Consider the following 21,519-nt stretch of genomic DNA (forward strand, 5'->3'; position numbering starts at 1 on the left):
TGCTTTTCTATGCTTCTCTTACTGCACTTTGCATCGGAACTGGCTCTTCTTTTACTTTACGCTGCGGTACCATATTAAATACAATATTTAAAAGTACTGCTGATGCACTTCCAAGTACAATTCCGTTATCTGTCAAAATACGAATGTTTTCCGGAAGCTGTGAAAATAACGTTGGAACAACTGTAACTCCAAGTCCGATTCCGACAGAACATGCAACAATTAATAAATTTTCTTGTTTTCCAAAATCAACACTGCTTAACATTTTAATACCATATGCCATAACCATGCCGAACATTGCTAGCATTGCACCGCCAAGTACTGATTTCGGAATAATTGTTGTAATGGCTGCGATTTTAGGAATAAACCCAAGAGCAATTAACATACCACCACAAGTATAGATAATGACGCGATTTCTTACTCCAGTTAATTGAACAAGTCCTACGTTTTGAGAATATGTTGTGTATGGAAATGCGTTAAAAATACCACCTAGAACCATTGCTAATCCTTCTGCGCGATAACCTTTTGTTAATTCTTTTTCACCGATCTTTTTATTACAAATATCAGATAATGCAAAATATACCCCTGTTGCTTCCACAATTCCTACGCAAGCAACGAGAATCATCGTAATAATTGGCGTTAATTCAAATGTTGGTGTACCGAAGTAAAACGGCTGAATACCGTGGAACCAATCTGCCTCTCCAACCGCTTGCAAACTTACTTTCCCCATAAACGCTGCGACGATTGTACCGAACAAAAGACCAAGTAATATAGAGATTGAACGGATAAATCCATCAAAGAAACGATACATAATAATGATAAATAATAAAACACCAAATGCTAACGCTAAATTTTCTAGACTTCCGAAATCTTTACTTCCAACTCCTCCAGCCATATCATTAATAGCTGCTGGAACAAGTGTAACCCCAATAACTGTAACGACAGATCCTGTTACAACAGGAGGAAACAGTTTTACAAGCTTCCCAAATAATTTCGCGAAAATAACAACAAATAATCCCGCTGCAATAATTGCTCCATATATAGAGGACACGCCGTATTGTTTACCAATTGCAATCATCGGTCCAACCGCTGTAAATGTACAACCAAGTACAACCGGAAGCCCAATACCGAAAAAGCGATTTGATAATGCTTGTAAAATCGTTGCTACGCCGCACATTAATAAGTCAATCGATACTAAATACGTTAATTCTTGTTGATTTAAACCAAGTCCCCCGCCGACAATAAGAGGAACAATAATTGCGCCAGCGTACATGGCAAGCATGTGCTGAATACCAAGCGATGCGATTTTAAATGGGTGCTGCTTCATCGTTAGTTCACCTCCGCAGTTTCTTGCTGTACAAATGTAACTGTGCCGTTATCAAGTGATGCAATTTCTGCTAGTGATTCAACACGAACACCCTGTTCACGCAGCTTCTTTCCTCCATCTTGAAATGCTTTTTCAATAACAATGCCAATTCCCGCAATACTTGCCCCGGCTTGCTCTACTAAACTCATTAAACCTAAAGCAGCCTGACCATTTGCTAAAAAGTCATCAATAATTAATACATGATCATTTTCATCAATATGATTTCGAGATAATGAAATCTCGTTCGTTTCTTGTTTTGTAAATGAATATACGTTTGCAACATACATATTATCTTGTAACGTTAACGATTTACGCTTTCTTGCAAAAACTACTTTTACACCAAGCTCTAAAGCAGCCATAACCGCTGGTGCAATGCCTGAAGATTCAATCGTCACGATTTTTGTAATGTTCTCTTCTTTAAAACGCTTAGCGAATTCTTTTCCGATTTCTTGCATAAGTACTGGATCAATTTGATGATTTAAAAATGCATCTACCTTTAATACATCACCAGATAAAACCTTTCCTTCGTTCAAAATCTTTTCTTGTAATACTTTCATGTTAGTTCCTCCTCTTATGCAAATAAAAAACTCCAAAAGCCGCCACCACTCGTTACAAGTGAGAGACGTGCTTTTGGAGTTTCGCAAAAAAGAATGCTAAACAAGCAAATATATTCGTCCTCACTCATAGTCAAAGTATTTACGGTACTTCGGTAGAAACTTGCAGGCCATATCCCCGCGATTATATGAGTGTAGCTAACTTATTTATTTATAGAAGGATTATAACGCACTTTTTTCACTTTGAAAAGCATTTATCGAAAAAACACGTACGAATTTTATGAAAATACCATTTTCGTTCGAGTTTTTCAAACTTTCACATTTCATATTACAACGTCGTTAATATGATAGGACCATCCTTCGTAATCGCAATTGTATGCTCATACTGTGCAGATAATTTCCCATCCATCGTCCGTGCAGTCCATCCGTTTAAATCTACTTTAGAATATCGCATACCGGCATTTACAATAGGTTCAATTGTAATTACCATTCCTTCTTGTAATTCTTGTCCTTGCCTTGGCTTACCAAAATGAAAAATTGCTGGTTCCTCATGAATTTCTTTACCAATTCCGTGTCCCGTAAAGTCTCTTGCAACAGAAAACCCTTCAGAGGCTACATAACTTTCAATTGCGTATCCAATATCTCCAACATGGTTACCACTTATTGCTTGCTCAATCCCTTTATATAAAGCACTCTCTGCTACTAACAATAACCTTTTTGCTTCATCAGAAATATCTCCAACTATATACGTCCATGCAGAATCCGAAAGCGCACCATTTAAGTTTACTACCATGTCAATTGTCACAATATCGCCTTCACTTAAAGGAACATCTGTTGGAAACCCATGACACATTTCATTGTTCACAGATGCACATATTGCGTATGGATAATCGTTATACCCTTTCTGTTCGGATCTGGCACCATGCTCTTCTAAATACGCTTCAACAAACGTATCAATTTCTTGTGTCGTTATTCCTGGTTTCATCATTTTTGCAATTTCTCTATGACAAGAAGCTAGTAACTTCCCAGATTCATGCATCAAATCTATTTCATTTTTCGTTTTAATTGTAATCATACTACCTCTCCTTACTAAACTTGCTATTTGCTACTAAACTTCAATCATACACATCCTCTTCCAAAATTTCAAAACTTCTAATTAAAACAAGTACAAAAACAAACATCATTTATTTCTACATCAAAATAAAAAAACAGAAGCTCTTCTCTGTTTTTTAATCATTTTTACATATATAATTCATTTTCAAAAACTCAAAACAACTACCATTTGTTTTCTGTATAAACGTTCCAACAGCTTCGAATCCTGCTCTTTTATACACTTTAATCGCTCTTTCATTAAATGTCGCTACTGATAGTGTTATATAATTACATCCGTATTTTTCTTTACTAAAAGCTATTCCAGCTTTTACGAACTGTAGACCAAATCCATTCCCAGTTATATCAGGTCTCATTCCAAGACCTATATCAACCGTTTGATTATTTATGTTACTAAAACTAAAGAAACCAATGAGAGTACCATTTTCCTTCACAGAAAATGTATGATTCCCTCTACTCTCATCCTCTAAAAACTCAGCTAAATCTTCTTCATCTGCCTCTATATCATAAAAGGAATACTCCCCTTCATAATGCCAGTTATATGCAATTTCTTCTGCTTCCGCTCGCGACATTACTGTAAACATATAGCCCATTTCTCTCACTCCCTCATAAAAAAAAGCTGCAATTAAGCAGCTCCTGTTTTATAACTCATAAATCTCTTTATATTTAGCTTCTAAATAATCAGCTAAGTAGTTTGCATTTAAACCTTCACCTGTCACATCTTTTAAAATTTCAAGTGGTTTTTTCGTTTTGCCATATTGGTGAATATTCTCTGTTAACCATTCACGAATTGGTGTCACGTTTCCTTCTTCTAATAATGCATCAAAGTTTGGAATATCCTTTAGCATCCTATGTTTAAATTGCGCTGCATACATATAACCAAGCGCATAAGATGGGAAGTATCCAAATGAACCACCAGCCCAGTGAACATCTTGCAATACACCTTGTGCATCGTTTTCCGGACGAATTCCTAAATATGCTTCCATCTTATCATTCCAAGCCGCTGGGAAATCCTTCACTTGTAATGTACCATCAAATAATTCTTTCTCAAGTTCATAACGAACCATGACGTGAAGCGGATATGTAAGCTCATCTGCTTCTATACGAATAAACGATGGCTTCGATTCGTTAATCGCATCATAAAACTCATCTACTGATATATCATTGAATTGACCATCGCTATACTCTTTTAATAAATCATAATTTTTCTTCCAGAATGATTTATTACGACCGATAAAGTTCTCAAAGAATAATGATTGTGACTCATGAATACCCATAGAAGTTCCACTACATAGCGGTGTACCTTCAAATTCCTCCGCAATATTTTGTTCATATACAGCATGACCACATTCATGAATCGTGCCGAAAACAGCCATACGGAAGTCTTTCTCATCGTAACGAGTCGTAATACGAACATCCCCTCTATTTAATGTAATTTCAAAAGGATGTACCGTTTCATCAAGACGACCCGCTTCAAAGTTATAGTTCAATTGTTTTAATAACTCTAAAGTAAAATTCTTTTGTTTTTCTTTTGAAAAATGTTCAGCTAAAGCATTTGTTTTTAATTCTTTTTTAGACTCAGAAATTTCTTTCACAAGCGGAACGATACGTTCACGTAGTTGACCAAATACATGATCTAACACTTCTACTGTGATTCCCGGCTCATACATGTCTAATAGCGTGTTATATTTGTACGTTTCGTAACCCCAATATGTAATAAACTTCTTTTTGAATTCAATAATTTTTTCTAAATACGGACGGAACATTTCGAAGTCAGATTTTTCGCGAGCTTCTTCCCATACACTTTCCGCTTTCGCTTCTAATTTCACATACGCTTCATATTCCGCTTGTGGAATTTTCTTATTTCTATCATATTCTTTACGACACTCTTCAACCATTTTCTTTGTCGTTTCAGAAAGTTTATTTTCAACAATTAAAGATTCTAGTTCAGTTAAATAGTTCCCCATCTCATCTGAAGTCGACATCACAAACACTTCGGATGAAAGCATTCCAATTACTTCTGAACGCTGGTCTACTCCTTGCTTTGGTGCACCTGTTCTTAAATCCCAAAACATTAAGCTTAATGCCTCTCCGTAATTCTCTATCTTCTTCACATATGTTAAAAATTGTTTTTCCACTTCATATGTAGCAACTGTCATAGTATAAAAAACCTCCTTTTTCTACCTCAAACTTATTTCGACACTGAAACATAAATTCCTTTTCTAATAGAAAAAAAGCTTGGCAAATGCCAAACTTTTCCCTACAACATTTTTTCGCTTAAAGTACTTTTCCTTCTACCGGAAGTACTTTCTTCACTGCTTCTATCACTTTTTCATCTTCATTATCTGATAAGAATAATGATATAGCACCTTTATCTTCACTTGTACGAATTAAACGTCCAATTCCTTGGCGAAGACGTAAAATCATATAAGGCACATCTACATCCCAGAATGGATCATTCACATGTTTACGCTTCGCCTCAAACACAGGATCGTTTGGAGGGAATGGTAATGACCAAATAATAACATGTGATAATGATGAACCTGGAATGTCTAAACCTTCCCATAAATGAACGGCACAAAGTACAGTCTCTTCTTCATTTTGGAAGCGCGAAACAAGCTGACTAATTTCTTGATCTCCTTCATATAGGAACGGAACTGACATTTGCTCTTTACTTACATATTCTTTAAACGCTGCAAGTTCTTGCGTTGTACGGAATAATACGAGTGTACGTCCATTGGTTTTTTGTATATTTTCAAGTGTATATTGACACTTTCTTTCCCATTCATTTTCTTTCGTATACGGAAGTAAGTTTACTGTCATTTGCTCTTCATAATCAAACGGCGAAGCAACTGAGAATGATAAGTAATCTTTTACCCCTAGACTATTTGCAGTAAATGCGAACGAATCATTGTCAGATAATGTCGCAGAAGAGAAAATATATGGAATCTTCTTCGAGAATACTTTTTCTTGTAACACTTCTTCAACTGCACGCGGCATAATAACTAACGTGAAAGCACCATCGCCTTCTTCACCCCACGTAATTACATTTTTCTCGTGCATGAAAAGACGAAGTGAATGCTCTAACACATCTAAATGCTCATCAACAATATTTAAATCGTATGTGTTTACTGTATGCATTTCACTTTCAAATACTAATGCATCACCGACTTCACCGATTTTCGCATAAAGTCTTTTCGCTTCTGCAGTTACCTTTTCTGTCACAGTAATTTCTAAACGATCAGAACCTTCAATTTCCTTTTTATTCTCTTGTAGTACCCCAAAGAATTGTTCAGTTTGCCAAATTGTTTCTTCTACTAAATGTGCGAACTCTTCACGAATATCATTTTGTAATAATCTCGTTAAAAGTTGCTCCATCATCGTTTGTTTTAAACGGTACGTTAAAGCTTTTTGAGCTGCATATTCTACAAGATGCCCTTCATCGAATACAACGCAACTACTTTCTGGTAATAACGGAATTTGCCCTTCACGTTTGCGAGCTTCGTACGTCCAAATATGATCCATATAGAAATCTTGAGAACAAATGATTAAATCTGCCGCTTTACGATAATGCTCGCGCGAAAGAGTTTGACCACAACGATGACGAGAATCACAAGTGAAGCAATCTTGGAAGTAATCCCAGTTTACCTTTGACCATTCCTCGTCATTTAACAGTGGAAATTCTTTTCGATCACCATAGTGAGTAAAGTTCTGCATCGTACCATGATCAAATACGAACTGAGGTAATTCGTAATATACATCTTCAATTACTTCTGGAGCTCGTCCACTCATAACATCTTCAAGTTTACGTAAACATAAATAATTATCCATTGACTTCGCAAGTCTAACATCAACAGATAGCCCTAATGCTTCAGATAACTTAGCAATGTCTCCTTCTTCTTTCACAAGCTGCTCAATTAACGTTTCATCTGCACAAGCGATAATAGCCGGCTTCCCTGTATAACGTGCATAACAAATTGCATATAAAAGATATACAATTGTTTTCCCTGTTCCTACACCTGCTTCTGCAAACATAACTTTCTTCTCTTGGAAAGCGCGCTCTAACTGAAACGCCATAAAAATCTGTTCATCACGCTCTTCAAAGCCTTTTTCCGGAAGAATGTCGTAAAACACATCTCCAATCCACTCATTCAACTTATCATAAAAATTATCTTGTTTTCCTACTTCAAATGGTAACCTATTCTCAGTAAACATCCTTAGCCTCCAACCAAACAGTTTTTCTATAAAAAGATATAGCAACTGCTACTCACATGTGTGCAGCCACTTTCCCCTGTTACAATACATAGAAATACACGAAAAAAAATTTTCCTTTCGAAAAAGGAAAATTTTTTTCTATATTAATGACCTTAAATAACGTTTATCAATCGCTGTTTCATGTGAAAGAGCTGACAAATATTCTTCCTGCGCTTTTTGTATTCCATCTACAATTGCACCTTGACTATCCACTTCTTTTCCGAGCTCATCATACGTACGGTGAATAGCTTTTTGAATCATCGATAATTGGAAACTATCCATATCACTTCCTCCTTTACGCATTACATAATAGCCAGTATATGCGTGCTGGAGGAGTTTTATACTATGAATTACGCGGTGGACGCTTTCCGAAGTATTGATAGTAATCTGTACGGATAAATCCGTTAAACAGTTTACGCTTTTTCGATGCATCTTTCCCATAACATTTCTCAAATGCTTCATAACTTGTTAATAAATACATTGACCACGTATCTAATGGGCGGAATACCTCTCCCATTTCTTTATATAATTTTTCAACAAGCGCTCTTTCACTTAAACGTTCTCCGTATGGAGGATTCGTTACAACATAGCCATATTCCTCTTTTGTCGTGAAATCTTTTACTTGCATTTGTTTAAATGATATAAGATCCCCTAATCCAACTTCTTCTGCGTTATCTTGGGCAACTCTTATCATACGGTGATCGATATCTGATCCAATGATTTGCAATGGTTGATTATAATTAGCTAAATCTTCAGCTTCTTGACGAGCTTCGCGCCAATTTTGTTTACCAACCCAGCCCCATTCATCCGATGCAAAGCCTCGGTTAAATCCTGGTGCGATATTTTGTCCAATTAATGCAGCTTCAATTGGAATTGTACCAGATCCACAGAAAGGATCAACGAAAGGACGATCCGCCTTCCAGTTTGTTAACTTAATTAAAGAAGCAGCTAATGTTTCTTTTAAAGGCGCTTCACCTTGCTCAAGACGGTATCCACGCTTATGAAGACCTACACCACTCGCATCGATTGTTAACGTCGCAATATCCTTGAGCATTGCAATTTCAATACGGAATAACGGTCCATCTTCTTCAAACCAAGTTGTGCGTCTATACGTTGTTTTTAATTTCTCAACAACAGCCTTTTTAACGATACGTTGGCAGTCTGAAACGCTAAATAATGTTGATTTCAAAGATTTCCCAATAACAGGAAATTCTCCGTTCTCTGGAATATAATCTCCCCAGTTTAACGCTTTTGTTTTTTCAAATAACTCATCGAATGTTGTTGCTTTAAATTCGCCGACTTTAATTTTCACACGGTCTGCAGTACGTAACCATAAATTCGTACGACAAATCGCTTTTTCATCCGCTTCAAACGTTACCTTTCCGTTTTCCACTTCACATTCATAACCAAGATCGCGAACTTCTCGGGCAACTAACGCTTCAATACCCATTGCCGCTGTTGCAATTAAAGTAACTTTTCCCATTTGCATTCACCTCTTATGTATAATCAAACAATAATTAATAACATGTTGTCCTATTAATTATCACATATTACGAAGAATATTCTCACTTACCATTTTAACTCACAACTTATAACTTCATACAAATAAAAAGCCCTCCTCTAACAAAGGAGAGCTGAGTTATTTCATAGTTGGTTCATAACGTTCTGTAAGCCATGTTCTGTTCCTTTGTACTGCAAACGGCCCACGCCTCGTACTCCGGTGGTAATCATCTATCTACAGGTTACGAAAACCTGTCCTTTTCCGTCGTTCATTTCCTTGGAAAAGATTCCCCTACCATTATTTGGGTTTCTCGCTCGTGGGGTTTACCTCGTTCCACTCCTATCATTTCTTCAAGGACTTCGTCACTGTGGCACTTTAAAGGTAGTCAAACCATATCCGAAAGGACTTAGGTTTTTTCCCTGCCGTTAAACCAGCCTTACAGCCAGAATACCCTAGCTTATGACTTGGCTAGGCACGAACACTACAGCCATCTCAGGCCGTGCGAGCATGGACTTTCCTCTACAACGTTGGCGTTGCAGCGATTACCCAAACGTTATGACAAACATTAGTATAGTGGAAACAAAAAGATTTTGCAATGTTTTTTTCTATGTAAAATGCTTTAACCTTTTTGTTACCTTAATTTATTCGTATAACTTACTTCCAAATACAGCTTTTTCTAAATTAGATAGACGTTTTAAAATATCCGTATTCGTATTGTTATACACTGGTTGTGCAACTGGTGTTTGTACCGGTTGTTGCGGAACTTGTGTTGCCGCTACTTTTTGTTCTTCTAATTCACGTTTCAAACGAGCATTTTGTTGTTTTAATTGATCAAATTCCTTATGAAAAGCTTCATAATCTTTAATAATCATATCAAGAAACTTATCTACTTCTTCTTGTTGATAACCTCTCATACCTGTTTTAAATTCTTTTTCTAAAATATCTTTCGCTGTTAATTTAATTTTATCCGAAATCATTTTCTTCACCTCAAATTTTTGCCAAAGCTTTCATTAACTAAATTTTTTCAGAAACAACGCCTTTTGTCAATCAAATATACGAGTACTATATTACATATTACTCTGCATTATTCCACTGTTCCTCTTCCATTATATCTTGTAAATCAGAAAAAAGAATGAAATAACTGTGATAATTTTCTATTTCTCCTTTTTTCTTAGCTGCTTCTACAATATATTTAGGGCTCCCAGACTTTTCTTCATCATATACAGCTAAAAGTGCATCGCTTTTTTCAATAAAAAATTGATTCTTTAATTTAAATTGCTCTGGGCTTTCGTACTTCCGTTTCGTAATACTATCAATATGATCTGCTTGTGAAAGAATAAATTCGTAATATTCACGGTTATCTTCCTTCCAATTTTCCTCTTGTTCTAAAAAAGGAGTAAATACAGCTAATTTTAAATTTGGATATTCTACTTGAATTTCAAAAACAACTTCAGCAGCCCATAGCTCTACTCCTAACTGACCACTTATAATAACCCACTCCAAACCTTCTTCTACAAAAACAGTTAATTTACGACGCAGCGCCTTTTTTATACACTCTACTCCTGGATGATCATTTTTAAATATTCCAAGTTCAAACGGCTTATATCCTGTTACAGCAACAACCTTCATATCAACACTCCAATTACAAAAAAAGAACTAGCATTTCGCTAGTTCTAACATATCATTTACTTTTTAAACATTCCACCAACGTTTGGTCCGATATTTGGTCCAAATGGTGATACGTTCGGTCCTGGTCCATATGGTGATACATTCGGTCCTGGTCCAAATGGTGATATTTGATGCCCATGGTGATGATGGCCATGACCGCATGGTCCACATCCACCGCCAAATCCACCAACAGATCCACCGCCAAATCCTGGATCACCAGGATCTACAACGTTTACGTTCGAGTTTGTTTGTGGGAAGAAGCCTTGATTTTTAATTTGTTGATGATGAACATGCGTTGTATGGGTTGGAAAAATGTGTGGCACCACCGTTGTTGAAAAAGAATGTGTTACGCATTGTTTCGTTGGATGAATGACAGGAGCTGTCGTACAAATAGGTCCTACAGGCTTATGCCCTCCAAAGCAAGGATGACAATGATGCATAGTTTTTTCTCTCCTCTCTCATTAAAAAAATCTGACTACACTTTACAATATGAGCGAGGGGCTAAAGCCGCTTGTTATATATACCCATTTATTTCATGGAAATTTGTCTAGTATCCAATTTCATACGTAATACCTATTATAGACAACCCCCTACCATTATTTACCAAAAAAGCCCCCGACTTGCTTAACAATCCCTGTTACTTGATTCATCGCGTTCATCATTTGTCCAGCCGTGTTCATCATTTTATTTACATCGTAGTTACCATCTGATGATTTAAATTGTGAAACAAAACTAGAAAACTGACTTGGTTGCTGTTGCTGTTGCTTTTGTTTATTCATCGTTGGATATGGTTGTTTTGGTGGATAAAACATAGCTTGTTGATTTACATATTGAGCTGGCGACATGTAGTTTTGTGAATTCATATACGCTTGCTGTGGTTGATTCGTATACATTTGCTGCGGCTGATTCATATGCGGTTGTTGCGACTGATCCATGTGCGGTTGTTGCGGTTGATTCATATACGCTTGTTGCGACTGATTCATGTGCGGTTGTTGCGGTTGATTCATATGCGCTTGCTGCGGTTGATTCCCAAAAGATACTTCAAATGGTTGATAATAATTTTGGTTTCCATAATGAGGCTCGAAAGGATACATATTATATCGCAAATATGTATCCTCATTATATTGGTACATATTTTGCTGTGCATATGGATTTGCTTGCTGATATACATTAGGTTGTTGAAACATGCATTCTCTCCTCCTTGGCATAAGTTTCTACATATAGAATATGTACCTATAAAATAAAATGTGTGACGGAGTACCTGTCTGTTTTTGTCGGAAGTTTAAATTTTTAAAAAAATTAGAAAGTAAACCCTTCCATGCTATGATAATAAGGAAGAAGATTCTCATGGGGGAGGAATCAACATGGTATTAGGGGATTTAAAACAAGCGTTTTCTCAAAAAAAGGGGTATTACACAGAAAATTCGAATGAACTGTTAGACTTTGCAAGACATTGTTATCTTGAAGGAAAAGTATGCATATCAGATTACCGAACATTAATACGAGAGTTAGAAATAAACGGTGCAACAAAACCTACAACAGTGACAGAGGCATAAAAAAACAAGAGGGTTTTCCCTCTTGTTATTTACATTGATCTACGATATTTTGCAAAGTATACGAAATAGCTTGATGAGTTTCAAAGAAACGTTTGCCTTTTCCCTTATTAACAAAACATTGTAGCACATTAGTTTGTAAATTATCATACACTTGATCAATTTGTTGTACATGTATATACTTAGGTCGTTCTTCCTTTATCCACCTATAAGCTAATTCTTTCCACATCTCTAACTCCGCATCTACAATATCAACAAATGGCTTCATATCCTTATAAAAATCATATTCAGCCATCTCTCTTTTTTTCACATTCGCTTCATCATTATACTGCATTAACTTCTCCGAAGACTGGATTAATGCTTCATGTCCCATTTTGTTCCCACCTTATTATGCACTCACTACGACGTTTTGAAATGTCTTTACCCAGCTCCCTTTTTCTTCGTGATGCACTAATTTATTTTCCATATGTTCTATATGCATTTCTGTTATTTCTATCTTATTGCATATTTTTTCACCTTTATCCTTCAATGCATGATTCATTCTAATCCCAATCTTCATTTCCAGCAAATCGAGAGAACTTAACATTTGATCCATTTTTTTCATAACATCTTCCTTCTGAACCATCGCCATATTTAAAACGCCCCCTTCTTTGCCTTTCCTTTGTCATGTAATTTCGCCGATTGATTAATTACTCCTTCTCACATGACAAAACTAGTTGATATTCGTCAAAGAAATCATTTAGTATGCCATTATTAGAAATGGTAACAATACAAAAAGGAGGTGTATTACGATGGCAAAAAATAAAAACGAAAAAAAGAAAAAGCAAAACAAACAACAAAACCAACCTGAGACTGGTAATCCAAAGCTTGATGGTCCAAATTTCCCCGCTACATAAAGTGAAACTTTAATCAGTGGGGTTTTGTTCATCCCCCACTGATTATCAACCCGCACCAATCGGGTGTTTACGGACAGCAGGGCTTCCACCTACCTTCTTTGCTCCAGCCAAATTTTGAGGTGGGAGTTTTACTGTCCGCAAATAGCGGGATAAAATGACACTTTAACCAAAGTGGCTTTTACAAACAACTATTTTCTAGTCTATCTTACCTCTTCGCTTTCGATAAATGTTGAAGTTAAAGTCGTACTGCCGACAAATAACCGATTAGAAAGTAACTTGTTGTAGAGCTTATTACTTTTAATAAAGAAGTCCCGCCTTCATTTAAGAAGGCGGGACTTCTTTATTATATCATGAACTCATCTATTCTTTTAACAAAACTACTTAATATAGAAAGAGTATGTATTTGCTCCCTCTTCTTTCTATACCATTCTGTTATATTAATTTCTCCCTTAGGTTTTTCAAGTAAAAATAATGAATCTATTTCCAACCCTTCACTAAACCAATCTTTTTCAATTAATTTTTCATGAGTGACAATAGAATACACTTCCCGAAGAGCCGGCGTACATGATTTTCTAATTCCCCTTATATTACATTCATAATCCATTCTTGACCCTGTATGCCTAGTTTGCACTGCAAATTTATAAAAAGAAGACTTATACTTTGAATGAAATAGTAACCAAGCTAATTGCTTCCCCAGTTCTATACGTTTTTGCAACGTTTCAAATTGATAAACTGAAAATCCATACATTCCCCCTTCCACCGTTGGAAAAATAACTGCACTAACATGAAATATTTCTTGAAATTTGAACAGTGCAGTATCAAATACGTGTTTTTGAAAGTATGCATTCTCAATTACTGGTTTTTGAATTTTATTTTGTTCATTAATAATAAGTGCCGTCATAAGCCTATTTATATCTTTTTTCTCCCAAAACGCGACCCATTCTTTTTCCATAAAAATTGATATGTTGAAAAATTGTAACAAATGGAAGAGCGGCGCACATCTCTTTTTACTTTCCTCATACAGTAATAGTTGAGGAAATGCATCTAAGAAAATGAGCCAATTGGCTTTCTCATACAAAAGAAATAATCGTCTCTTAACTGTTTGAGATAAAAGATTAGAATAATATTCTCCTTCTAAATCTGTCATGTTCCATCCCCCATTCCTTGAAACCATACTCGCTAAAAAAGACCATCTAATTTCTCTATTTCTCAAATAATATTCTTGGTAAGATTGTGTACGTGAAATATTATCTACGTTAGCTACATCCGTTCTCTCCTTAATAGTAAGAACTATAACTTTTTCCTCTTCTGTACAAAAAATATCATTACGGTTCTGTTTAATTTTTTCATAGTCATTCCATCGAAACATAAGTAAGTCACCATACCTTTCTTGAAAAAGGTCACATCTTTTTTCATTTTTTGATATAATCACCTTTGTAAGTAATTCTTATCAAGTTGGGAGTGGACAAAATATGACCATTCGTTACCCAAATGGAAAAAGGTACGATCAAGCTTCACAACCTCATAAAACACCAATAAAAAAACATACTTACAGTAATAGAGGTATGTCCCTTGAAGAGGAATTGAATGAAACCAATCAATATTACTTAACCCATAATATTGCATGCGTACATAAAAAACCTACACCTCTTCAAATTGTAAAAGTAGATTACCCCGCTCGAAGTGCTGCAGTGGTAAAAGAAGCGTATTTCAAACAACCTTCTACAACAGATTACAACGGTGTATACAAAGGGAAATACATCGATTTTGAAGCGAAAGAAACTAAAAATAAAACCAGTTTTCCACTTCAAAACTTCCACCTTCATCAAATTGAACATATGAAGCAAGTAGTCGCTCATAATGGAATTGCATTTGTTATTATTAAATTTACACTTTTTGATGAATTTTATTTATTAGATGCAAAACATATTATTGCATTTTGGAATCGTCAAAATACTGGTGGACGTAAATCGATTACAAAACAAGAAATAGAAGAGCATGGGTCTTTATTATCATGCGGTTATCACCCTCGAATTGATTATATCCGCGTACTAGACACGGTTTATTTTTCGTGATAGAGTCATCACTAAGGCTCTTTTTTCGACTTTTGGGGGAGAGAATGAAAGGTAGGAGAAAGTATAATGTCAGATAATTATCGTTCTCGTACAGAACGAAATCATGTAAAAAATCAAACGAAAGAAACAAATAATAAAGAAGAAAAACCAAAGAAAAAAGGTTCCTTTTTCAAGAGATTTCTTATAGGTTGTCTACTTCTTGGTATCGTCGGTCTCGTAGCTGGCGTTTCGGCCTTCTTTGTTATGGTAAAGGACGCTCCAAAACTAGACAAATCAAAGCTAGTCAATCCTTTATCAACAAAATTCCTTGATAAAAACGGGAATTTCTTCTATGAATACGGTGCTGAAAAACGAACCCATGTTACATACGATCAAATTCCAAAAGTAATTGAAAGTGCATTCCTTGCGACTGAGGATGCTCGTTTCTACGATCATAATGGAATTGATTTTAGACGTACTGGAATGGCAGTCATGGAAAATGTCACTGGTGGTTTTGGATCACAAGGTGGTAGTACGATTACACAGCAAGTAGTTAAAAACTATTTTCTAACGATGGACAAAACTGCAAAAAGAAAAGTGCAGGAATGGTACTTATCTTATAAGTTAGAGCAACAGTACTCAAAACATGAAATTTTAGAAATGTACTTAAATAAGATTAACCTCGGTAATCGCTCTTACGGTATTTCAACAGCAGCAAAAAAATATTACGGCAAAGATTTAAAAGACATACAACTACACGAAGCTGCAATGCTCGCTGGTTTACCCCAAGGTCCTAACATTTATGATCCAACAAAACCAGATAACGTTGATAGAGCAACGAAACGTCGTAATATCGTATTAACATTAATGAACCGACACGGGTATATAACGAAACAAGAAATGAATGACGCAATGCAAATCTCTGTAACACAAGGACTTCTTCCATCTTCAGAAGTGACTGAAATGAAGTATCAAGCATTTATAGATGCTGCTGTAAAGGAAGTTGAAAAAGAATACCCTGATGTAAATATCGGTTCAGATGGTTTAACGATTCATACAACACTTGATCAAGATGCTCAAGATTACGCTGAGAAAATTATGGATGGCAATCTCATTAAATATCCAAACGATCAGTTCCAAGGATCATTTGTATTTATGGATACACAGTCTGGAGAAGTTCGAGCAATTGGTGCTGGGCGTAAAGAAAGTAAGTCTACTTTCAAAGGTCATAATATGGCAGTTGATTTAAAACGCCAAGTTGGTTCAACAATGAAACCAATTTTCGACTATGGTCCAGCAATTGAGAATCTTCAATGGTCTACTTATCATCAATTAAATGACTCTGAATATACTTACTCTGATGGCACAAAGATTAAAAATGCTACAGGTAATTTTAAAGGTGACGTTTCACTTCGTGAAGCATTGAAGAAGTCATTAAACATCCCGGCTTTAAAAACAGCTCAAGCAGTCGGTATTCCTAAGGCACAAGAGTTTGCTGAAGGTTTAGGAATGACGTTTAAAGATGGGAAAGCATATGAATCTACTGCAATCGGTAGTAATGAAGGCTCTCCGTTAGATGTCGCTGGAGCTTATGCAACATTTGGAAATGACGGTGTATACAATAAACCTCATTTCGTTAAAGAAGTTATTTTCCCAGATGGAAAAAAGAAAAGCTTTAAACCGAAAGAACAGCGTGCAATGCACGACTATACAGCTTACATGGTTACTGACGTTCTTCGTGACGTAGTAAAACCTGGTTCTGGCGGTACAGGGTCAACAGCATATGTTTCTGGATTCGACGTTGCTGGTAAAACAGGAACACAAAACTTTGATAAATCTGTTATTAAAAAATACGGTATTCCAGCAGATGCCAACAGAGATAGTTGGTTCGCAGGATATACACCACAATATACAATGGCTGTATGGACTGGTTATGAAAAAGATAGCCCAGAAAATTACATTAGCGATCGTTCTACTAGAATTGCTCAGCAAATGTTCCAAGCAATGATGAGCAAATTTGCTACGGATAAATCTCGTTTCGAGCGCCCTTCTTCTGTACAAGAATTAAATGGAGAACTGTACATTAAAGGTGCGAAAAAAGATGCAGTTAAAGAAATTAAAGTAGATCCACCTAGTGGCCTTAATGTCGCTTTCGATGGCGCTAGCACAGTGACACTGAACTGGTCTGGACCATCATCAAATGTTGATGCATACGCAGCAAGCTATAAAGCTACTGACGGTTCTAGTGGTAGCTTATCAGTAAGCGGTACGACAGCTACTCTTGGTGGTATTAAACCAGGTGTTACTTACAGTTTCTCTGTAGTAGCGAAAAAGGGTACTGGAACAAGCCCTGCAGTTGGTGCATCCTTCACTGCCCCTGGCGGAACTCCAGATGCGAAAAAAGCTGACGAAGAAGCTAAGAAAAAAGCTGACGAAGAAGCCCTGAAAAAGACCAATGAAGATAAACTAAAACAAGAAGAAGCTAAGAAAAAAGCTGATGAAGATCAGCGTAAACAGCAAGAACAGCAGCAACAGCAACAGCAACAGCAACAAGAACAACAACGTAAACAACAAGAACAACAGCAGCAACAAGAACAACAACGTAAACAGCAAGAAGAAGCTCAAAAGAAAGCCGCTGACGAAGAGGCTAAGAAGAAAGCTGACGAAGAAGCTAAGAGAAAAGCCGACGAAGAAGCTAAAAGAAAAGCTGACGAAGAAGCTAGAAAAAAAGCTGAAGAGCAACAACAGCAACAAAATACCGGAGGAGATATACCTCACGCGGACGGAAATGTTGTTACAACAGAGTCTTAATAAACAAAAAAAGAAGTCGGTTTCTCTTAATGAGAAATCGACTTCTTTTTTGTTATCATTTTCTTTACATATAGCTTTTCTATTTCGATATACAACTGTACTAATTGAATATACGAATGGTAATTACTCGGTTTCTTTATAATAAATGAATATCGCTCCATAAAATTAACAGGTTGTACTTCCAATTTATTCGTATTTACTTGCATCTCATTCAAACTATGAACAGGCTGCTCATTTAACCAATATATAACCGATAGAAAGTGCGCTGCAAAAAGAATCATCGGACCCTCAGCTTCTTGTTTTTTTCTGTTCCGAAATAGTATAGCAATTTCTTCATGCTTGCTTTTCCATATATTTAACACCGCTGGAATACTTGTTTCAATTTCATTCCATGGCTCATATTTTCTTTCAATATCAAATATAAAGTAAGTATTTTGTATTATCTCTTCAAAAGATTGGTCTGTGTGATACGTAATCGAATTTGCACTCTCTTTAAAAAATGGTACGCACCGAAACTCTTTCGGTATTTCTATAACTCGCTCCATCCTTTATTTCCCCTTCATTCGTTTCTTTCCTTCGCGACATATTTCTAGTAATCGACACTCTTCACATTGTGGTCGCTGCGCCTTACAGTAATAACGTCCGAAGAAAATCATACGGTGGTGTGTAACTCCCCACTCATCCATTGGAATCTTCTTCATCAATGTCTTTTCCACTTCTAACACAGAATCTTTCCATCTACAAATTGCTAACCGTTTACTCACTCTCTCTACATGCGTATCAACAGCAATCGCTGGAATCCCAAATGCTACCGAAACAACTACATTCGCTGTCTTTCTCCCTACTCCTGGTAATTTCGTCAGCTCATCACGGTCTTCTGGAACTTTCCCGTTATAATCATCTAGTAACATCCGGCACAATTTTTGAATATTTTTCGCCTTATTTCTAAACAATCCAATGGAACGTATATCTTGTTGTAATTCTTCTAAAGACACACTTAAATAATCTTCTGGTGTTTTATATTTTTGAAATAAGTTTTTCGTCACTTTATTCACAAGTACATCTGTACATTGCGCAGATAATGCCACTGCGATTACAAGTTCAAATGGATTATCATGAATTAATTCACAATGCGCTTCTGGATACATATCCGCCATTGTATCTAAACAATAACGAATTTGCGTTTTGTTCAACATATCTTTCCTCCTACACTACTGCTCCAACCAATTATAAAAAGGCACTTTCCCAGTAAATTTCGTCTCTTGTTTTGTCGTTTGTTGTGTGCGTTGTTGATTCGCTCTAAATTTCTGGCCTTGATTTTGCGCTTGATCTACCGTTTTAATTCCGTTCTTTTTCCACTCAAACAAAATACGATCAATATACCGGAAATTAAGTTTACCACTCATAACAGCTTCACGAAGAGCCGCTTGAATTAAATTCGGATGGTGTTGATCTTGATCTTCCCACATCCCTAATGTTTCACATTCAAATGGCGAAAGTGGTCTTCCGAATTCTTTTTCAAATACTGTATATAAATTTACTTGAATTTGCTTTTGTTCTTTTTGCTCTTCCTCTATAGATTCATTCATTAAAAAGTGCAATATTTTTTCCCACAGTGGTTGTAAAGAATAACTTTCACACATCATCGCTTCAGATCTTCGTCCACCTTCTAGTGCTAAAAAACCTTTTTGGATTAAAGTCTGAATCACTTCCATGCATTTCATTTCTGTTATCGTCATCCGTTCTGAAATCTCTGAAGGAGTCGGGAACGAATTACCTGATTCTAAAAATGTGTGTACATGAAGTACTACCATAAATTCCGTCTCATTTAAACCTAGCTTTTTATAATGCATCATAAGCAATTTAGGAATCGCTATGCTTCCCTGTTCAAACCATTGTAACATCATTTTCTTTTTCATCACCAAACACCTCGTTCTCTAGTATAACACACCTTTAGCCATTTCTTTTTGCCACAATTCGTCAAAAAAACCTCCCTATATATAGGGAGGTTTTTTGCCATTTACTACAAGAAACAGACGATTAAGCCTGTACTTTACTTTTCATGAACGTATGAATTCGTTCTAATGCTTTCTCAACTTGCTCAAGAGATGTCGCATACGATAATCGAACGTTATTTGGTGCACCAAATCCTGTACCTGGAACAAGAGCCACCTTTTCTTCTTCTAATAATGCTTTTGCCCACTCATCAACTGTATCATACCCAGCTAACGCTACGGCTTCTTTTACATTTGGGAATAAGTAAAAAGCACCTTGTGGCTTAATGCAAGTGAAACCAGGAATTTGAATTAATTTATCATAAATAATGTTCGATCTTTCTTCAAACGCTTGACGCATTGTTTCTACAGGTTCTTGTGAGCCTGCATACGCAGCAATTGCACCGTATTGAGCAATTGAAGTAGGGTTTGACGTACTATGACTCGCTAAGTTCGTCATCGCTTTAATAAGCTGCTTATTTCCTGCTGCATATCCAATACGCCAACCTGTCATAGAATGTGATTTAGATACACCATTAATAATAAGTGTTTGTTCTTTTAATACATTAGAAAGCTGGGCAATTGAAGTATATTCCGCGTCACCATAAATTAATTTTTCATAAATCTCATCTGAAACGATTAAGATATCATGCTCTAAACATACTTCTCCAAGCTGTTGTAATTCTTCTTTGCTGTAAATCATCCCTGTTGGATTGCTCGGTGAATTAATAATAACAGCTTTCGTTTTCTCTGTAATTGCCTCACGCAGCTGCTTTGCTGTAATTTTGTACTCATTGCCTTCTAGACCTTCTACATAAACTGGCTTACCACCAGCAAGCTTTACTTGCTCAGGATAACTTACCCAATAAGGAGTTGGGATGATAACTTCATCTCCTTCATCAAGTAACACTTGGAATAATGTATATAATGCATGCTTGGCACCATTACATACAATAATTTCAGATGGATCATACGCAATTCCTTGATCACGAGTAAACTTCTTCACAATTTCTTGTTTTAACGCTTGTAATCCACCTGTTGGTGTATATTTCGTATGTCCTTCTAACATCGCTTTATGCGCAGCATCCATAATATGTTTTGGCGTATTAAAGTCAGGTTCTCCTGCTCCTAATCCAATTACATCATGACCTTCTGCTTTTAATGCTTGTGCCTTTGCTGTAATTTCTAAAGTTGCAGATGGTGTTAAAGCAGCTACTCGCTTTGCTAATTTCATTTGTAGTTCCCCCTACATCTATTTTTCAATGCTGTAGTGTCCAGCATAAACCCCATTTTGAAACTCTAAATAGTAATACGTATAACGATCTACCTGATCAATATATGTAATTTCCCACAATGGAATATCGTTTTGAGCACCTAATTTTACTTTTATAATTTCTTTTGGTTTCGGCTTCGGCTCAGCACCTTCTCCTGTAGCTTGTTCAGCCAATTTTTGCAAAGCTTCTTTTTTAGAAATACCTTCGCTCTTTTTCTTCACAAGGACATTTCCTTTTTTATCAGGCACCCAAACGATAAGTTGTTCTCCTTTTTCATCTGTACCTTGTACGACTGTATATGAAGATTTTCCATTATAATAATCAACAGTATTTACCTTTGTAAGCTTTGCCTTTTCTTTCGCAATTTCTACAGACTTTGACTCTTTTGGAATTTTCTTTTCCATCGCTTTATTATAAACATATGCCCCATATATTCCGCTAGCAACGATAACGATAATGATTGTAAAGATCCACTTTTTCATTGTAT

Annotated in this window: 24 protein-coding genes, 1 other RNA gene and 1 riboswitch; of the genes, 4 read left to right on the forward strand and 21 right to left on the reverse strand. The window is 36.2% G+C overall.

The genetic code is table 11. The features are described from left to right. Positions 1–7: 7 nt before the first annotated feature. From pbuX to BG05_RS23305, 13 genes are all read right to left on the reverse strand, one after another. Positions 8–1,324, reverse strand: a complete 1,317-nt coding sequence (pbuX, locus tag BG05_RS23250; RefSeq protein WP_002126498.1) for a xanthine permease PbuX — start codon at positions 1,322–1,324, stop codon at positions 8–10. Between the two features lie 2 nt (positions 1,325–1,326). After that, positions 1,327–1,920, reverse strand: a complete 594-nt coding sequence (locus BG05_RS23255; RefSeq protein ID WP_002086571.1) for a xanthine phosphoribosyltransferase — start codon at positions 1,918–1,920, stop codon at positions 1,327–1,329. A gap of 107 nt (positions 1,921–2,027) precedes the next feature. Next, a riboswitch (purine riboswitch) is annotated at positions 2,028–2,129 on the reverse strand. Between the two features lie 116 nt (positions 2,130–2,245). Further along, positions 2,246–2,992 carry a type I methionyl aminopeptidase gene (locus tag BG05_RS23260; protein WP_002168775.1) on the reverse strand — a complete coding sequence of 249 codons (747 nt, stop codon included), beginning with the start codon at positions 2,990–2,992 and terminating at the stop codon, positions 2,246–2,248. A 154-nt stretch (positions 2,993–3,146) separates the two neighbouring features. Next, positions 3,147–3,620: a GNAT family N-acetyltransferase gene (locus BG05_RS23265; RefSeq protein WP_002186279.1), complete on the reverse strand. Its 474-nt coding sequence runs from the start codon at positions 3,618–3,620 to the stop codon at positions 3,147–3,149. Between the two features lie 48 nt (positions 3,621–3,668). Further along, positions 3,669–5,186, reverse strand: coding sequence for a carboxypeptidase (ypwA, locus tag BG05_RS23270; RefSeq protein ID WP_003188367.1), 1,518 nt, complete (start codon positions 5,184–5,186; stop codon positions 3,669–3,671). A gap of 118 nt (positions 5,187–5,304) precedes the next feature. Further along, a complete protein-coding gene (locus BG05_RS23275; protein ID WP_002011942.1) occupies positions 5,305–7,242 on the reverse strand; it encodes an ATP-dependent DNA helicase in 1,938 nt (645 codons plus the stop codon). A 138-nt stretch (positions 7,243–7,380) separates the two neighbouring features. Then, complete coding sequence (locus BG05_RS23280; RefSeq protein ID WP_002126488.1) at positions 7,381–7,563, reverse strand: DUF3921 domain-containing protein; 183 nt, start codon at positions 7,561–7,563, stop codon at positions 7,381–7,383. 61 nt (positions 7,564–7,624) lie between these two features. Next, a complete protein-coding gene (locus BG05_RS23285; protein ID WP_002011868.1) occupies positions 7,625–8,764 on the reverse strand; it encodes a THUMP domain-containing class I SAM-dependent RNA methyltransferase in 1,140 nt (379 codons plus the stop codon). A 180-nt stretch (positions 8,765–8,944) separates the two neighbouring features. Continuing rightward, an RNA gene (gene rnpB, locus BG05_RS30165) (RNase P RNA component class B) lies at positions 8,945–9,336 on the reverse strand. A gap of 87 nt (positions 9,337–9,423) precedes the next feature. Continuing rightward, on the reverse strand, positions 9,424–9,759 hold the full coding sequence (gene gpsB / locus BG05_RS23290) for a cell division regulator GpsB (protein ID WP_000622426.1): 336 nt from the start codon (positions 9,757–9,759) through the stop codon (positions 9,424–9,426). Between the two features lie 97 nt (positions 9,760–9,856). Next, positions 9,857–10,411 (reverse strand): SLOG family protein, encoded by a 555-nt coding sequence (locus BG05_RS23295; RefSeq protein WP_002030808.1) that lies wholly within the window; start codon positions 10,409–10,411, stop codon positions 9,857–9,859. 56 nt (positions 10,412–10,467) lie between these two features. Beyond that, the gene (locus BG05_RS23300; protein ID WP_003188340.1) at positions 10,468–10,890 is read right to left on the reverse strand and encodes a CotD family spore coat protein; all 423 of its coding nucleotides are present in this window, start codon (positions 10,888–10,890) and stop codon (positions 10,468–10,470) included. Positions 10,891–11,046: 156 nt separating this feature from the next. Beyond that, a complete protein-coding gene (locus BG05_RS23305; protein WP_016126738.1) occupies positions 11,047–11,637 on the reverse strand; it encodes a YppG family protein in 591 nt (196 codons plus the stop codon). Positions 11,638–11,814: 177 nt separating this feature from the next. On the opposite strand from BG05_RS23305, the gene BG05_RS23310 reads away from it, so the two are divergent. Further along, entirely contained in the window at positions 11,815–12,006 is a 192-nt protein-coding gene (locus BG05_RS23310) for a YppF family protein (RefSeq protein WP_002030817.1), read from the forward strand. A 25-nt stretch (positions 12,007–12,031) separates the two neighbouring features. Here BG05_RS23310 and BG05_RS23315 read toward each other — a convergent pair whose 3' ends face one another. Together BG05_RS23315 and BG05_RS23320 are read right to left on the reverse strand one after the other, a co-directional pair. Continuing rightward, a complete protein-coding gene (locus tag BG05_RS23315) occupies positions 12,032–12,376 on the reverse strand; it encodes a YppE family protein (RefSeq protein WP_002011864.1) in 345 nt (114 codons plus the stop codon). Positions 12,377–12,391: 15 nt separating this feature from the next. Further along, the gene (locus tag BG05_RS23320) at positions 12,392–12,634 is read right to left on the reverse strand and encodes a hypothetical protein (protein ID WP_002011865.1); all 243 of its coding nucleotides are present in this window, start codon (positions 12,632–12,634) and stop codon (positions 12,392–12,394) included. A 118-nt stretch (positions 12,635–12,752) separates the two neighbouring features. On the opposite strand from BG05_RS23320, the gene BG05_RS32030 reads away from it, so the two are divergent. After that, a complete protein-coding gene (locus BG05_RS32030; RefSeq protein WP_307838604.1) occupies positions 12,753–12,899 on the forward strand; it encodes a phage portal protein in 147 nt (48 codons plus the stop codon). 343 nt (positions 12,900–13,242) lie between these two features. On the opposite strand, the gene BG05_RS23325 is transcribed toward BG05_RS32030, so the two are convergent. Beyond that, a complete protein-coding gene (locus BG05_RS23325; RefSeq protein ID WP_002126479.1) occupies positions 13,243–14,268 on the reverse strand; it encodes a DUF2515 domain-containing protein in 1,026 nt (341 codons plus the stop codon). Positions 14,269–14,371: 103 nt separating this feature from the next. On the opposite strand from BG05_RS23325, the gene recU reads away from it, so the two are divergent. Both recU and BG05_RS23335 read left to right on the forward strand, forming a co-directional pair. Next, positions 14,372–14,974, forward strand: a complete 603-nt coding sequence (gene recU / locus BG05_RS23330; protein ID WP_000155584.1) for a Holliday junction resolvase RecU — start codon at positions 14,372–14,374, stop codon at positions 14,972–14,974. 66 nt (positions 14,975–15,040) lie between these two features. Then, on the forward strand, positions 15,041–17,764 hold the full coding sequence (locus BG05_RS23335; RefSeq protein WP_003188333.1) for a penicillin-binding protein 1A: 2,724 nt from the start codon (positions 15,041–15,043) through the stop codon (positions 17,762–17,764). Positions 17,765–17,790: 26 nt separating this feature from the next. Here the strand turns inward: BG05_RS23335 and BG05_RS23340 are convergent, their stop codons facing one another. The 5 genes from BG05_RS23340 to BG05_RS23360 all read right to left on the reverse strand — a co-directional run bounded on the left by BG05_RS23340 (position 17,791) and on the right by BG05_RS23360 (position 21,514). Continuing rightward, positions 17,791–18,309: a YpoC family protein gene (locus BG05_RS23340; RefSeq protein ID WP_002086586.1), complete on the reverse strand. Its 519-nt coding sequence runs from the start codon at positions 18,307–18,309 to the stop codon at positions 17,791–17,793. Between the two features lie 3 nt (positions 18,310–18,312). Then, positions 18,313–18,960, reverse strand: a complete 648-nt coding sequence (gene nth, locus BG05_RS23345) for an endonuclease III (RefSeq protein WP_002030794.1) — start codon at positions 18,958–18,960, stop codon at positions 18,313–18,315. Positions 18,961–18,975: 15 nt separating this feature from the next. Continuing rightward, a complete protein-coding gene (gene dnaD, locus BG05_RS23350) occupies positions 18,976–19,683 on the reverse strand; it encodes a DNA replication protein DnaD (protein WP_000728546.1) in 708 nt (235 codons plus the stop codon). Positions 19,684–19,804: 121 nt separating this feature from the next. Beyond that, positions 19,805–20,992, reverse strand: coding sequence for an aspartate transaminase AspB (gene aspB, locus BG05_RS23355; protein ID WP_003188331.1), 1,188 nt, complete (start codon positions 20,990–20,992; stop codon positions 19,805–19,807). A gap of 18 nt (positions 20,993–21,010) precedes the next feature. After that, positions 21,011–21,514: a cell wall elongation regulator TseB-like domain-containing protein gene (locus BG05_RS23360; RefSeq protein ID WP_002126474.1), complete on the reverse strand. Its 504-nt coding sequence runs from the start codon at positions 21,512–21,514 to the stop codon at positions 21,011–21,013. Positions 21,515–21,519: the final 5 nt, after the last annotated feature.

This window comes from Bacillus mycoides (genome assembly GCF_000832605.1).
Taxonomy (GTDB): Bacteria; Bacillota; Bacilli; order Bacillales; family Bacillaceae_G; genus Bacillus_A; species Bacillus_A mycoides.

Coding starts and splice junctions, on each gene's coding strand:
- pbuX (WP_002126498.1), bottom strand. CDS start 1,324: ATGAAGCAGCACCCATTTAAAATCGCATCGCTTGGTATTCAGCACATG.
- BG05_RS23255 (WP_002086571.1), bottom strand. CDS start 1,920: ATGAAAGTATTACAAGAAAAGATTTTGAACGAAGGAAAGGTTTTATCT.
- BG05_RS23260 (WP_002168775.1), bottom strand. CDS start 2,992: ATGATTACAATTAAAACGAAAAATGAAATAGATTTGATGCATGAATCT.
- BG05_RS23265 (WP_002186279.1), bottom strand. CDS start 3,620: ATGGGCTATATGTTTACAGTAATGTCGCGAGCGGAAGCAGAAGAAATT.
- ypwA (WP_003188367.1), bottom strand. CDS start 5,186: ATGACAGTTGCTACATATGAAGTGGAAAAACAATTTTTAACATATGTG.
- BG05_RS23275 (WP_002011942.1), bottom strand. CDS start 7,242: ATGTTTACTGAGAATAGGTTACCATTTGAAGTAGGAAAACAAGATAAT.
- BG05_RS23280 (WP_002126488.1), bottom strand. CDS start 7,563: ATGGATAGTTTCCAATTATCGATGATTCAAAAAGCTATTCACCGTACG.
- BG05_RS23285 (WP_002011868.1), bottom strand. CDS start 8,764: ATGGGAAAAGTTACTTTAATTGCAACAGCGGCAATGGGTATTGAAGCG.
- gpsB (WP_000622426.1), bottom strand. CDS start 9,759: ATGATTTCGGATAAAATTAAATTAACAGCGAAAGATATTTTAGAAAAA.
- BG05_RS23295 (WP_002030808.1), bottom strand. CDS start 10,411: ATGAAGGTTGTTGCTGTAACAGGATATAAGCCGTTTGAACTTGGAATA.
- BG05_RS23300 (WP_003188340.1), bottom strand. CDS start 10,890: ATGCATCATTGTCATCCTTGCTTTGGAGGGCATAAGCCTGTAGGACCT.
- BG05_RS23305 (WP_016126738.1), bottom strand. CDS start 11,637: ATGTTTCAACAACCTAATGTATATCAGCAAGCAAATCCATATGCACAG.
- BG05_RS23310 (WP_002030817.1), top strand. CDS start 11,815: ATGGTATTAGGGGATTTAAAACAAGCGTTTTCTCAAAAAAAGGGGTAT.
- BG05_RS23315 (WP_002011864.1), bottom strand. CDS start 12,376: ATGGGACATGAAGCATTAATCCAGTCTTCGGAGAAGTTAATGCAGTAT.
- BG05_RS23320 (WP_002011865.1), bottom strand. CDS start 12,634: ATGGCGATGGTTCAGAAGGAAGATGTTATGAAAAAAATGGATCAAATG.
- BG05_RS23325 (WP_002126479.1), bottom strand. CDS start 14,268: ATGTTTCGATGGAATGACTATGAAAAAATTAAACAGAACCGTAATGAT.
- recU (WP_000155584.1), top strand. CDS start 14,372: ATGACCATTCGTTACCCAAATGGAAAAAGGTACGATCAAGCTTCACAA.
- BG05_RS23335 (WP_003188333.1), top strand. CDS start 15,041: ATGTCAGATAATTATCGTTCTCGTACAGAACGAAATCATGTAAAAAAT.
- BG05_RS23340 (WP_002086586.1), bottom strand. CDS start 18,309: ATGGAGCGAGTTATAGAAATACCGAAAGAGTTTCGGTGCGTACCATTT.
- nth (WP_002030794.1), bottom strand. CDS start 18,960: ATGTTGAACAAAACGCAAATTCGTTATTGTTTAGATACAATGGCGGAT.
- dnaD (WP_000728546.1), bottom strand. CDS start 19,683: ATGAAAAAGAAAATGATGTTACAATGGTTTGAACAGGGAAGCATAGCG.
- aspB (WP_003188331.1), bottom strand. CDS start 20,992: ATGAAATTAGCAAAGCGAGTAGCTGCTTTAACACCATCTGCAACTTTA.
- BG05_RS23360 (WP_002126474.1), bottom strand. CDS start 21,514: ATGAAAAAGTGGATCTTTACAATCATTATCGTTATCGTTGCTAGCGGA.